Source organism: Vibrio profundi, assembly GCF_043642225.1.
In the GTDB taxonomy this organism is placed as follows: domain Bacteria; phylum Pseudomonadota; class Gammaproteobacteria; order Enterobacterales; family Vibrionaceae; genus Vibrio; species Vibrio profundi_A.
Genome location: NZ_JBHZSF010000023.1, coordinates 1 through 13,231, shown reverse-complemented (window position 1 = coordinate 13,231; position 13,231 = coordinate 1). Strand labels below are relative to the sequence as shown.

12 protein-coding genes and 1 riboswitch are annotated in these 13,231 nt (G+C 44.8%); of the genes, 2 read left to right on the top strand and 10 right to left on the bottom strand.

The features are described 5' to 3' along the window. Positions 1–45: 45 nt before the first annotated feature. Both tsrA and ACHUFI_RS21460 read right to left on the bottom strand, forming a co-directional pair. Positions 46–327: an H-NS-like global regulator TsrA gene (gene tsrA, locus ACHUFI_RS21465; RefSeq protein WP_394252912.1), complete on the bottom strand. Its 282-nt coding sequence runs from the start codon at positions 325–327 to the stop codon at positions 46–48. 100 nt (positions 328–427) lie between these two features. Then, positions 428–1,615: a multidrug effflux MFS transporter gene (locus ACHUFI_RS21460; protein WP_394252955.1), complete on the bottom strand. Its 1,188-nt coding sequence runs from the start codon at positions 1,613–1,615 to the stop codon at positions 428–430. Positions 1,616–1,730: 115 nt separating this feature from the next. Between ACHUFI_RS21460 and ACHUFI_RS21455 the strand changes: the two genes are divergently transcribed. Together ACHUFI_RS21455 and ACHUFI_RS21450 are read left to right on the top strand one after the other, a co-directional pair. After that, on the top strand, positions 1,731–2,672 hold the full coding sequence (locus tag ACHUFI_RS21455; RefSeq protein WP_394252910.1) for a LysR substrate-binding domain-containing protein: 942 nt from the start codon (positions 1,731–1,733) through the stop codon (positions 2,670–2,672). Positions 2,673–2,784: 112 nt separating this feature from the next. After that, entirely contained in the window at positions 2,785–4,575 is a 1,791-nt protein-coding gene (locus ACHUFI_RS21450; RefSeq protein WP_394252908.1) for an aminopeptidase P family protein, read from the top strand. A gap of 76 nt (positions 4,576–4,651) precedes the next feature. On the opposite strand, the gene thiH is transcribed toward ACHUFI_RS21450, so the two are convergent. The 8 genes from thiH to ACHUFI_RS21410 form a co-directional block, all read right to left on the bottom strand. Beyond that, the gene (thiH, locus tag ACHUFI_RS21445) at positions 4,652–5,764 is read right to left on the bottom strand and encodes a 2-iminoacetate synthase ThiH (RefSeq protein WP_394252906.1); all 1,113 of its coding nucleotides are present in this window, start codon (positions 5,762–5,764) and stop codon (positions 4,652–4,654) included. A gap of 8 nt (positions 5,765–5,772) precedes the next feature. Further along, positions 5,773–6,537 carry a thiazole synthase gene (locus ACHUFI_RS21440; protein ID WP_394252904.1) on the bottom strand — a complete coding sequence of 255 codons (765 nt, stop codon included), beginning with the start codon at positions 6,535–6,537 and terminating at the stop codon, positions 5,773–5,775. A 2-nt stretch (positions 6,538–6,539) separates the two neighbouring features. Further along, on the bottom strand, positions 6,540–6,749 hold the full coding sequence (thiS, locus tag ACHUFI_RS21435) for a sulfur carrier protein ThiS (RefSeq protein WP_394252902.1): 210 nt from the start codon (positions 6,747–6,749) through the stop codon (positions 6,540–6,542). Then, complete coding sequence (locus tag ACHUFI_RS21430) at positions 6,746–7,534, bottom strand: HesA/MoeB/ThiF family protein (protein WP_394252900.1); 789 nt, start codon at positions 7,532–7,534, stop codon at positions 6,746–6,748. The genes thiS and ACHUFI_RS21430 overlap by 4 nt, the downstream gene beginning before the upstream one ends. After that, a complete protein-coding gene (locus tag ACHUFI_RS21425) occupies positions 7,527–8,792 on the bottom strand; it encodes a thiamine phosphate synthase (RefSeq protein WP_394252898.1) in 1,266 nt (421 codons plus the stop codon). The genes ACHUFI_RS21430 and ACHUFI_RS21425 overlap by 8 nt, the downstream gene beginning before the upstream one ends. Before the next feature lie 3 nt (positions 8,793–8,795). Next, positions 8,796–10,745, bottom strand: a complete 1,950-nt coding sequence (gene thiC, locus ACHUFI_RS21420) for a phosphomethylpyrimidine synthase ThiC (protein WP_394252896.1) — start codon at positions 10,743–10,745, stop codon at positions 8,796–8,798. 137 nt (positions 10,746–10,882) lie between these two features. Continuing rightward, positions 10,883–10,981, bottom strand: a riboswitch (TPP riboswitch). A 63-nt stretch (positions 10,982–11,044) separates the two neighbouring features. After that, positions 11,045–11,428, bottom strand: coding sequence for a fluoride efflux transporter CrcB (crcB, locus tag ACHUFI_RS21415; protein WP_394252894.1), 384 nt, complete (start codon positions 11,426–11,428; stop codon positions 11,045–11,047). A gap of 139 nt (positions 11,429–11,567) precedes the next feature. Continuing rightward, positions 11,568–12,950 carry a multicopper oxidase domain-containing protein gene (locus ACHUFI_RS21410; RefSeq protein ID WP_394252892.1) on the bottom strand — a complete coding sequence of 461 codons (1,383 nt, stop codon included), beginning with the start codon at positions 12,948–12,950 and terminating at the stop codon, positions 11,568–11,570. Positions 12,951–13,231 lie beyond the last annotated feature (281 nt).

Below are 13,231 nucleotides of genomic sequence, written 5' to 3'. Positions count from 1 at the left end.
ACAAAAACGCCACTCAATTGAGTGGCGTTTTGAAATTCTTGCGAACTACTTATTTAGGAATGCTTGTAGCTCTTCAACTGAAATACCCTGATCAGCGAGCTCTTTTGCTAACTGCTGCACTTGCTCACCCTTACGGGATTCAATCACACGCTGAAATTGATAAACAATATCTCTTAGCGTTGCTAAAGGAACCTGCTTTGCAGCGCTGCGAATACGCTCTTCACTTTGGTTGCCTAACTCATTAAGCAATTTACCAAACATGACCTTTTCTGGTGCATCTTCCATTTGCTCTAAGACGCGAGCCATTTCGTAGGTTGTTAATGACATTACAGTTATATTCCGTTGCGAAAATCACAATTATTTGAGCGACAAATATACACTTGTTTACCTTTTGGGAAAACCGTATTTTTGAATATTTACCCAACAATTATGCTTTAGCCACAACCCCATGCCAACTGCGACCAACCTTTGCAAAAAGTACAAGCAGAGCTGGGACGATTATCCACATTTGCAATGCAATCATATACTGGGGCTCTAAACCGATACGCTGCATTGTTCCTACTAACAAGCCAGAACCACTCATCTGAAACAGACCTAATAACGCAGCCGCCGTTCCTGCACGGTCACCAAATGGTTCAAGAGCTTTGCCTGCCGCAGCGCCAAGAATCCAAGCAAATCCGACTGACGACATGAAGATTGGCACCATGAACGCCATCGCGCTTTGTTGCTCAGCCATAATGAACATCACTATGCCTGCCAAGCCTAAAGTACCAATACCCACAACAAGCGTTTTATGCGTACCAAATTTTTCCATGAACTTTGGCGCTGTGAAAGCCGAAACAATGTTAATGACCGCATTCAAGCCGAACCAGTATGTAAACTCATTCATACTCAAGCCAAGCTTCTCCATCAATACCACTGGAGTGGATGTCACATACGCCAGGATCACCGCCATCGCCATCATACAAAGTGATGCGTGGAACAAGAATGAAGGCGTGCTAATCACAGACCAGTAGCGCTCGAATTTAAACACAGCCTGTTTCTCAGTTGCAGGGTTGGTCTCTTTCATGAATACCAGCATCAAGGTACCAACTACCACAGCAAAGCCGGCCATAAAGCTGAAGTTACTTCTCCAACCAAATTGTTGAGTGAGCCAGCTGCCTAAGATAGGTGCTAAAGCTGGAATGAAACAAATCGCGCCATTCAAGTAGCTGATCATTTTGCCACTTTTCTCTGGGCCAAATAGATCGCGAACCGTTGCAAAAGCCGCTACAGAAGTCGCACAAGCTCCTAAGCCTTGCAGCAACCGAGCAACCAACATCCATTCAATAGATTGAGCGGCCCACGCCAAGCAAGCACTCAATGCGTAGATGAAGATCCCTCCTAATGCAACGGTTCGACGTCCAAGTTTATCTGCCAAAGGGCCAGCAAATAATTGCCCTACACCCATAGCAAATAGAAACCATGTAATCGTATCTTGTGCGAGTGCATGTTCCACGTGAAACGCTGACGAAATCTGTGGAAGCGCAGGTAGATAAATATCAATCGCCAACGGACTGAATAATACCAACATAGCTAGCAAAGCCACCTGAAATTTACTGTTTGATTGAGGCATAGTGGCAGACACAAGAAACTCCAAAATTACTGAATGAGCGGCAATCATACTGGCATATAGATATGAATAGAAATGGCATATACTCATTACCATTATTCCATTTTGGAAAAGTACTATGAATCTCGAGAAACTGTCGCGAATTGATTTAAACTTGTTGGTTTGTTTACAAGTTTTACTAGAAGAGCTTAGCGTGACTCGTACTGCTCACAGGCTCTGTTTAAGCCAATCTGCCGTCAGCAAGTCTTTGGCTAAGCTGCGTGAACAATTCGATGATCCCCTATTCACACGCAATGCTCATGGATTACGCCCAACTCCCAAAGCACTTTTTTTGAAGCCCAAGTTAGAAGTGTTGATCAACCAACTCGAAGTTCTGACTCAGCCGGAAACCTTTACCCCCAGAGAAAGTGAACATCGTTTTCATATCGCGGCCGTTGAAAGTGTCTATCCATTAATATTGCCTCACTTTCTTCCTGCCATATTCCAGCAAGCCCCTAAAGTGAATATCAGCACCCATGCTTGGTCAGAGCAAACCTTCAAGCAGCTTCAGCTTGGCGAATTGGATCTCGGGCTTACCGGTAAAGATATTGATATCAACGATGCCAAACTCACGATGCTTCCCCCAGAGGATATTTGTGAACAAGAGATCTATCGGGATGCACAGATGTGCGTACTGCGTAAAGAGCACCCGGCATTAACGGAAAATTGGAACTTAACGACTTATTTGAATCAACGCCATGTTCAAGTTCGCTGCGACGGCAACGATCGCTGGCTCCTAGATTACAAACTTGCAGACATTGGAAAACAACGCGATATCGCTATCTCCGTTCCGGACTTTAATAGTGCTGCTAGCCTATGTACGTACACAGATTTCGTGTTTACTGCACCAAGCCATTTTACGCATTTGGTGGCCAAGCAGCTCGATCTGGTGGTGTTACCTTTACCTCTCGATTTTCCGCCAATGGCATATACTTTATTCTGGCATAGAGACAGAGAGAATGACCCAGCTTTAACTTGGTTGCGAAATATCATCAAAGAAAAAACACTACATCTCAGGTAAAAATGATGTTCATAATTTGCAGCTTTCGCTTAAAAGAGATAGCGTATCTGCCATTCATTCGCCGCGATACTTTTAGGCGAATTTGAACATCAACAACAAGGATATGACACTGATGCACACTATTACTGCTGACCGCGTACAAGCGGTACGAGCTTGGCTTGAAACTAATCACTACGATGCACTTATCGTTCCTCACGAAGATGAGTATTTAGGTGAGTACGTTCCCGCTCATAATGAACGTCTTCATTGGTTGACAGGCTTTACCGGCTCAGCGGGTGCCGCAGTGATCACGAAAGAGTCTGCTGCAATTTTTGTTGATGGTCGTTATACCGTTCAAGTGCGTAAGCAAGTTCCTGAAAGCGTCTTTGAATATCGTCACCTTATTGAAGAACCTTCGTTAGATTGGTTAGTTCAAACATTGCCACAAGGTGCAAAGGTTGCTTATGACCCTCGCATGCACACAGCCGCTTGGCTGAAAGGCGCGCAAACCCAGCTTACTGGTAAACTGGAACTAGCAACATTAACTAGCAACCCTATTGACCAACTATGGGATGACCGTCCGTCTCCAATCGTATCGGATGTTCGACTAATGCCAACGGAGGCTGTCGGTCAATCATGTGCAAGCAAACGTACCGAGATCGCGAACCTACTTACGGCAAAAGAAGCCGATGCGGCGGTTTTAACTGAGCTGGATTCTATCTGCTGGCTTTTGAATATTCGTGGTTTAGATGTGTCTCGCCTACCGGTCGTGCTTTCTAATGCGATCATCCACGCTAACAATAATGTGGAATTCTTCCTAGAACCAAATCGAGTTCCTGCAGATTTTGCAGAGCACACTGGTGAGGGTATTATCGTCCGTGATCCATCAGAGCTTGAATCGTCGCTACGTTCATTGTCAGGTAAACGCGTGACCGTTGATTCAGCAACCAGCAATGCATGGTATACGTTAGTTTTGCAAAACGCAGGGGCTGAGATTATCGAGTCAGCCGATCCGTGTTTAATGCCAAAAGCGGCTAAGAATGACGTCGAGATTGCAGGCATGAAAGCGTGTCACATTCGCGATGGTGCAGCGATGGTCAACTTCTTATCTTGGCTTGACTCTGAAGTTTCGCAAGGTGCACTTCATGATGAGGCATTCTTGTCAGACAAACTTCAAAGCTTCCGCGAGCAAGATTCCACACTCGTTGATTTAAGCTTTGATACCATTTCTGCAGCCGGTGGTAATGCAGCAATGTGCCATTACAATCACGAAAACCAACCAGAGCCAGGTAAGCTAGAGTTAAACACACTTTACCTTGTCGATTCAGGTGGCCAATACCTAGATGGTACGACCGATATCACTCGTACCATTGCTATTGGTCAACCGACCGATGAAATGATTAAGCAATTTACCTTAGCATTAAAAGGCCATATCGGTATCGCCCGTGCACGCTTCCCTAAAGGAACATGTGGATTCCAAATCGATATTCTAGCTCGTCAGCACTTATGGGCTGAAGGTTACGATTACGACCACGGCACCGGTCATGGTGTTGGTCACTTCTTAAGTGTTCACGAAGGGCCTCAAAGTATTTCTAAGAAGTTGATCAATGTGCCTCTAGTAAAAGGCATGGTTCTTTCTAATGAACCAGGTTATTACCGTGCCGACGAGTTTGGTATTCGAATTGAAAACCTTGAATTAGTCGTAGAGAAACAAACAAACGGCGACTTCCCTGTTCTCACGTTCGAATCACTAACTCGATGCCCTATTGATAAGCGCAACATCAATGTAGATATGCTAACTCGACCAGAGCTAGCATGGCTAAATGAGTATCATCAAACGGTATATAACGAAGTGAGTCCGTTAGTGAATGGGGCTGCGCTTGATTGGCTACAACAAGCAACCTCTCCTTTATCCTACTCATAACTCCAATGACAAACGGCTACCATTAGGTAGCCGTTTTTTATCGCGAACGATTATGTTCCACGTGAAACATCAATATTTACCCGGAATAAACGCTGTGCCAATCTTTCCACACAGGGTCAAAACCACGCTGACGAATCATACTTTCGATGGATTGAGCACTGCGCTCATCACTGATCTCAAACTGCTCTAACTCTTGCTCTTCAAGTGCATACCCACCTGGCTGTGTCTTAGATGCGGCAGACATACTGGTGACACCTAACGGCAATACATTATCTCGGAATGTAGCCGACTCTCGGGTTGAGAGCGATAACTCAACTTCTGGATTCAACAAACGATACGCACAAATCAGTTGAACTAACTGCTTATCGGACATAATGGACTTAGGCTGAAGACCACCTTCACAAGGCCTTAGGCGTGGGAATGAAATCGAGTATCTGGTTTGCCAATAAGTTCTTTCAAGATATTGCAAGTGCGCTGCGACATAGAAGCAATCCGCCCTCCACTCTTCCAAACCGATCAACGCACCAATACCAATTTTGTCGATGCCTGCTTTAGCCAATCGATCTGGCGTTTCCAAGCGATACTCAAAGTCAGTTTTATTCCCTCGTAGGTGATGCTCAGCATAGGTCCGAGGATGATACGTCTCTTGGTAAACCATGACCGCATCCAACCCCAATGTCTTGAGCTCGGCATACTCGTTCTGATTTAGAGGCTGAACCTCCATCGCCAAATAGTTAAACTGCTCTTTGATCACAGGTAAAGCCTGACGAAAGTAGTTCATCCCAACTTTGGTTTCATGCTCACCAGTCACCAAAAGAATGTTATCAAACTTCATCTTTTTAATAGCAGAAATCTCGGCTTTGATTTCATCCGTATTTAGCGTGCGTCGCTTAATTCGGTTCTCCATTGAAAAGCCACAATAGGTACAGGCGTTAGCACACAAGTTAGAAAGGTATAATGGGATATACAAAGAGATGGTATTGCCGAATCTCTTCCTCGTTGCGGCTAGGGACTGCTGCGCCATTTGCTCTAAGTACGGCTCTGCCGCCGGAGAGATTAATGCTTTGAAGTCTTCAAGGTTGCGTTTCGATTTGTTCAATGCACGCTCGACGTCTACCGATGTCTTACTGTAAATCGACAAACTTACGTCGTCCCAATCGAGTTTATTAAACTCTTCAATAAAGCTCATTTCACCCCCTATTTGTCCAGAAATGAAGTAAGCGGACTAGATGCAACCGCGTGAGATACTCGGCCAGCTAGGCCTGATTCATAAGCAATTCGCCCACTCTCAACGGCCATTTTAAAAGCCACTGCCATTTGGACAGGATCAGGAGAAGCCGCAATAGCAGTATTCACAAGCACAGCATCCGCGCCCATTTCCATGGCTTTGGCTGCATGAGAAGGCGCACCGATACCCGCATCCACCACAACCGGCACATTCGCTTGATCGATAATGATTTCTAAAAAGTCTTCAGAAACGAGTCCTTTATTTGAACCAATTGGCGCACCTAAAGGCATAACCACGGCACAACCTACCTCCTCTAAGCGCTTACACAAAACAGGGTCCGCATGGCAATATGGCATGACGACAAAACCGTCCTTAACCAACTGCTCTGCCGCTTTCAGCGTTTCAATAGGATCTGGCATCAGATATTTCGGGTCGGGGTGAATCTCTAGCTTTACCCAGTTTGTCCCAAGAGCCTCACGAGCAAGATGCGCAGCGAAGATCGCGTCTTGAGCATTTTTGGCCCCAGAAGTATTCGGTAATAGGTCAACGTCCGCGTCAACGATTGGCTTCAATATGTCATCATCAGTAGAGTGAATATCGACACGCTTTAATGCCATCGTTGCCAGTTGAGAACCAGATTGTTTTATTGAAGCTGCCATCAGTTCTTTATTCGCGAACTTACCCGTTCCGGTAAACAATCGAGATTGGAATGTCTTATCTGCTATTTTTAACATAGTTAGCCCCCGGCAATAGCTTGGAAAAGTGAAATAGCATCGCCGTCATTAAGTTGTTGAGATGTCCAGTTGGACTTTGGAATAACGACATTATTAATCGCAAATACACACCCTAGTTCGGGTAGCGACAGCATGTGGATGATATCGGCCAATGTAGAGGTCGAAGAAACCGTTTCTAGTTGCTCGTTAATTTTTATAGAGATTGAGCTCATTTTGCCCCTTCCTTAATAGGTTGAATTTCAGCATCGCGTTGAGCGCACACAGGGCAATCTGAATCCTGAGTCATTGCCAAACTAGTCCAATTCAGACTCTTACCATCAAAAATCTTGAGTTGCGTGGTATCGGAAAGAAACTCGCCTGTCGCCAATTTTTGTATGGTAGACAGTGCCTGCAAGTTCCCCATCACCCCAACAACTGGCCCAACAATGCCAGAGTCACTACATCGCGTTTCTTGTTCGACATTTTCAAATGGAATAAGGCATCGATAACAACTTTGTTGGTTGGGGAAATCGAACACCATAAACTGCCCCTTCCAACCAATTGCTGAAGCGGAGATCAAAGGTGTATCTTGTGCAAAGCAAGCTCGGTTTACTTGTTGGCGAGTAGCGAAGTTATCACTGCAATCAAGAACGATATCTGCAAGCATCACCTCTAATTCAAGTTGACTATCACTCATTCGACGTGGAATCGTTCTGACTTTACTGTCAGGGTTTAACTCACCAAGTTGGCTAGCCATGGCAACAGCTTTCCCCTTCGTAATATCGGCTTCGCGATAGACGACCTGCCTTTGAAGGTTACTTAAATCGACCTCATCATCGTCAACGACGACAAGTTTTCCCACACCAGAAGAAGCGAGATAAAGCGCGGCTGCACTTCCCAACCCGCCACAACCAACAAGCAGTACATGACTTTGCAAAAGTCTCGATTGTCCAATCTCACCAAATTCTTCAAGGCTGATTTGTCTTTGATACCGTAAGAATGTGTCATCATTAAGCATGCGTGCATTCCTTTACAGGAAGCTCAATCACACGCGCACTCATGATTTGACCAAACTCTTTAATAACCGTTTGAGGAGATTCAGACAAAGTGATGGCTCTGACCACTGCCAAGCTGCTCACTCCACACTTCCACACTAAAGGCGCTGTTTCCTGATCTATCCCGCCAATCGCCACCGTTGGAAAACCAACTTCTGATCCGGAATATGGAATGGTATCGATCAGCTTTTGATAGAGTGCAAGCCGAACCAACCCTTGTGGACGCGACGGCATTTCTTTAGTCGTAGTCGGAAAGATATGACCAAGGGCGATATAACTTGGTTTCACTTGAACGATTCGAAGCAACTCATAATAGCCATGAGTTGACAGGCCTAACCTGACATTAGCGTGACTCAGAGCACTTAGGTTGGACTCTTCTATATCTTCCTGACCTAAATGAACGCCAAATGCACCATGTTTAACCGCGAGTTGCCAATAATCGTTGATGTAGACTTGCGCGTTATATTCACGGCCTAGCTCAATAGCCCGAATGACCTGTTGCTCCAAATCCTCTCTATGTGGGTCTTTGATTCGCAATTGAGTGGTCTTAATGCCTAAACGTAATAGCTTTTCAATCCAATCCGCTGAATCAACGACGGGATATAAACCTAAACTGCTTTTTTTAAGCACAGGCGAGGCTAGCTCTTGCCCTTCAACCGTCCAACCAACTTGTATTCCTAATCGCTTATGTTCTAGTACCGGGGTTGGGAACTGACGAAAATCGTTTGGCCATGTTTCACGTGAAACACTGCATGCAGCGCGAGCCAAAACTAAGCTGTCTTCAATAGGGAAATCTAAGGCTAAGCAAGTCAGCAGCCAAGCAAGGTGTTTCTCTTTGCTAAAATCACCCTTTAATAGCGGATCAATGGAAAGAGCTCGATTGACACCAAGATGAGACCAAATATCAAATTGCGAGTGCGCTTCTTCTACACCAATAGCAACTAAGTTTGGGTTCGCTTGCAGCTGTGTCGCCAATTGGCTCGTGGTGCCATTCCCTGAATAATCCAAAAACAACTCAATCGAAGCGTTCTCCGATTCTTCGAGATATTGGCAATCAGCGATATCCAAAGATTGACGGTCAGCAATAAGAGAGAAGTAATGAGTTGGGCTGACACCCAACTCAATGCTTTTGATGTCAAAGCCTTGATGCTCTGCAATCAATAAACAGCGTTGAACCTCTCCCGTTAGCTCAATTGAATGAGCAGGGATCAATATCTTCACTGTTTAGTCCTCTAGCTGCGCTTCTTTCTCTGAAACTGCAGGGTGATAAAGTTCTGATCCTGTTTCTCTAAACTCTTGAGACTTCTGACGCATACCTTCAAGTGGGTTATCCAGCATTTTGATTTCTATCGCCTGATCTGCCGCAACTTGCTCCGAGTCTTTCGCGTACTCACGCACTTCCTGGGAGATCTTCATCGAGCAGAATTTAGGACCGCACATGGAACAGAAATGAGCAACTTTCCCAGATTCTTGAGGCAAGGTTTCATCATGGAAACTGCGCGCAGTATCAGGGTCTAAAGCAAGATTAAATTGGTCTTCCCAACGGAACTCAAAACGAGCTTTAGACAAAGCGTTATCACGAATTTGCGCCCCAGGGTGGCCTTTAGCTAAGTCAGCGGCGTGGGCAGCAAGTTTGTAAGTGATTAGGCCGGTCTTAACATCTTCTTTATTCGGCAACCCTAAGTGCTCTTTCGGGGTCACGTAACAAAGCATCGCACAGCCATACCAACCAATCATCGCAGCACCAATACCAGAAGTGATGTGGTCATAGCCAGGAGCAATGTCCGTCGTTAACGGGCCAAGCGTATAGAAAGGAGCTTCATGACAGTGCTCTAACTGCTCGTCCATGTTCTCTTTAATCATGTGCATAGGAACGTGGCCAGGGCCTTCGATAATTACTTGAACATCGTATTCCCAAGCAACTTTTGTCAACTCACCTAAAGTTCTCAATTCAGCAAATTGTGCTTCATCATTTGCATCTGCTATTGAGCCAGGGCGTAAACCATCCCCCAAAGATAGAGCAACATCATACTTAGCACAGATCTCACAGATTTCTCTAAAGTGTGTGTATAAGAAGCTTTCTTGGTGGTGTGCAAGACACCATTTCGCGATGATTGAACCACCACGAGAGACAATTCCCGTCACACGTTTCGCCGTCATTGGGACGTAGCGGAGCAACAGACCCGCATGAATCGTAAAGTAATCCACACCCTGCTCTGCTTGCTCTATCAGGGTGTCACGCATCACTTCCCAGTTTAAATTCTCTGCGACACCGTTAACCTTTTCTAGCGCTTGATACATCGGCACGGTACCAATTGGTACAGGGCTGTTACGTAGAATCCACTCTCGAGTTTCATGGATATTACGACCAGTCGACAAGTCCATCACGGTATCGCCACCCCAGCGTGTCGACCAGACTAGCTTCTCGACTTCTTCTTCAATTGAAGAACTCACTGAAGAGTTACCAATGTTCGCGTTTACCTTCACTAAGAAATTACGACCAATAATCATTGGCTCAGATTCTGGGTGATTGATGTTCGAAGGGATAATTGCGCGTCCTTCCGCAACTTCTTTACGGACGAACTCAGGAGTAATTTCTTTAGGTAAATTTGCACCAAAACCATGGCCAGGATGCTGATGATTCAGCTGCTCATCTGCGAACTTTTGGCGACCCATATTTTCGCGAATGGCAATATACTCCATTTCAGGTGTGATGATTCCCTGACGAGCGTAATGCAATTGAGTAACGCATTGTGAGCCTTTAGCGCGACGAATTCGAGGAAGGTTTCCGTAGCGTAATTCATCTAGCGTTTCATCTTCTAGACGCTCTTTGGTGTAGACCGAGCTTACTTCATCGAGCAATTCAGTATCCGCGCGCTCTTCAATCCACTGTTCACGAAGTTTTGGTAAACCATTGTATAAATCAATTTCATGGTTAGGGTCGGTATAGAAACCAGAAGTGTCATAGACATGAATAGGCTCATTCGGCTCAAAGATAGGCGCATCTTTAGTTCCACCGATTAAGCTATCAGCTAATGAGATTTCGCGAACAGGAACCTGTATATCAGGACGAGAGCCTTCAATATAGGTTTTGGTAGAGTTTGGGTATGGTTGAACGGATAGAGAATCTATAAATTGTTTCGCTTCCAGTCTTGCTTGTTTACGACTCGACATAGCATTTTTCCTTGCCTTGTTATTATAGAAAAAGGTTACTTTGGATAAAAATGCTTGACGGATTGATGCTACAAGAGGGATCGATTGCCGAAAGACAGCAATGATCTGATGATAGGATAACCAATAAGAAATTCGGTTAGATATCTTCTCTTGTTCCCTTCGCAGGTATTAGCCTGATCAGGTTCAACGGATCCCGAGTTAACGGTCTCAGCCATATGGCACTCCGACAAGTTTTGTCATTATAAAAAATAGGCTTGGAATTACCAAGCCTATTTGTAAAAAAATTGTTTATTTATTATTCACGACTTAATCATCAACTGAAATCCGACCCACGCAGCCGAAATACTCAGGACAACATTGAGCAGAACATTCAGTCCCATTTTAAAAAAGGCACCTTGTTGCAACAACAATACATTATCCATTGAGAACGTTGAAAATGTAGTCAAAGCACCAAGGAAACCGAGACCAATGATCTGCCTCCAAGGCTCAGTCGCTAAGGAACCATTTTCAAATGCGGCGACCAAGAGTCCCATCATTAGTGAGCCGACGACATTTACCGTCAATGTTCCATAAGGGAAACCTCGGCCAAATAACGATACACAAAATTCAGAAATCAAATAACGTGAACAAGCGCCAAATGCGCCACCTAAGGCGATAAAGCCCAGAATTGAAAATTGTCCCATGATTCTTCCCAACAATAGTTTTGCGCTATTGTAAACGCAGTTATAGCCAAATTCCTTTGATCTTAAATAATTAGTCAAAAATTCACTTAGAGCTGACATCCAAAAAGGACTCAAATTTAAAAAGTTACAGGAGTCACTTTTAACTTACTTCCACATACCCCATTAACCCAGTTTTCATATGTTCGATAACGTGGCAGTGATACATCCACCGACCAGGGTTATCGGCAACGAACGCGGCTTTAGCCCGACCATTTTTGCCAAGTAACACGGTATCGGTATGAAATGGCTCTTCAAGGATTTTTCCGTCCATCTCTAAAACAGTAAAAGTATGACCGTGTAAGTGAATAGGATGGTGATACTGAGTCACATTCCTTAAATCAAATATGTACGTCTTTCCCAAATCCAATTTAGCCAACGGTTCGGGAATATTATCTTTACTCATCCCTTCCCAAGCCCGTTTGTTCATAAGCCAGAACTTAGGAGTCGCTTTACCTGATTTACTCGCAGGGGTAACCGCCCCCTCCCACTCAAAAACAAAATCTAACTCAATGGCGTTATCCAGATCGAGATTAGGAACCGGGTTAAGAGGAAGCTTCGGTAATGTAGGTGATTGAGGCAAAGTAGAGTCAATACACACGAATTCACAAAGTTTAAATGGGAACTTCCCTTTCATTTGTTGAATTGTCACCACACTACCAGGTTCTGGAGCAATAAGAGCCAGATCCACGCGCATGCCAGGACCGATTTTATGCTGCGTTAAAAGGCGCGGTGTCGCTACTGGATTGCCATCGATTGCAACGATCCATGCTTCTGCTCCTTCAACTGCAATAGGATAAGTAATTGTATTATCGACATTAGCTATGCGAAGACGTGTCGTCGCTCGAGCTTTAAGCTCATATTGAGGGTGATGGACACCATTCACCGCCCCCCACTCTCCTGGAGTCCCCATACGCGCACTATAGCGAGGGATCATCAAATCCTTCCAGTTACCCTGCTGATCTAAATGCCAGTGCTTTAAGACGAGCTCATGCTCTTCATCGAAGATAACTGGGGTCGACTCCTCGACAATAATAACTCCTACTAACCCCATTCCAAGTTGCACAATGCTATTCACATGTGGGTGATACCAAAAGGTACCGGCATCCGGTGGTGTGAATTCATAAATAAAAGTTTCGCCGGGCATTATTGGGGGTTGGCTTAAGAATGGTACTCCGTCCATGCCAATAGGGATTCGTAGACCATGCCAGTGAATCGTCGTAGGTTCATTCAGCCGATTGGTAAAACGAATAGTGACTTTTTCTCCCTGACGACAGCGAATGGTCGGCGCTGGTATCTGCCCATTGAAACCAAGAACGTTCGTAGAAAATCCAGGAACGATTTCCGCCGACGCCGGTTCTGCTGTTAAGTCATAAACATAACGCCCAGATTCGTCTTTTGATTGCTGGATACTACAAGCCGGTAATATTGCACAACTTGCAACAGCTAGTGAACCTTGTAAAAAGCGACGACGCGATAAATCCATAAGATGACCAATCCTGAGGGTTGAAGTTAGATTAGTAAGTTACCACAAATAATTATTATTACTGCCACTCAGATCAGAACTCGAACAGTAGAGACCTAACTCCGTTGAAGCAAACGAATGTTTAATTAGAGGGCTAGGGATGTAATCAAACAAAGAAGGAATAAGGATTCGAGAAATTAGTGTTGAGTAAAGTGTATGAACTATTTTTCTTCAGACGTAAAAAAGCCCAAGTCTTTCGACTTGGGCTTCTCTAATAAGTGGCGGAGTGGACGGGACTCGAA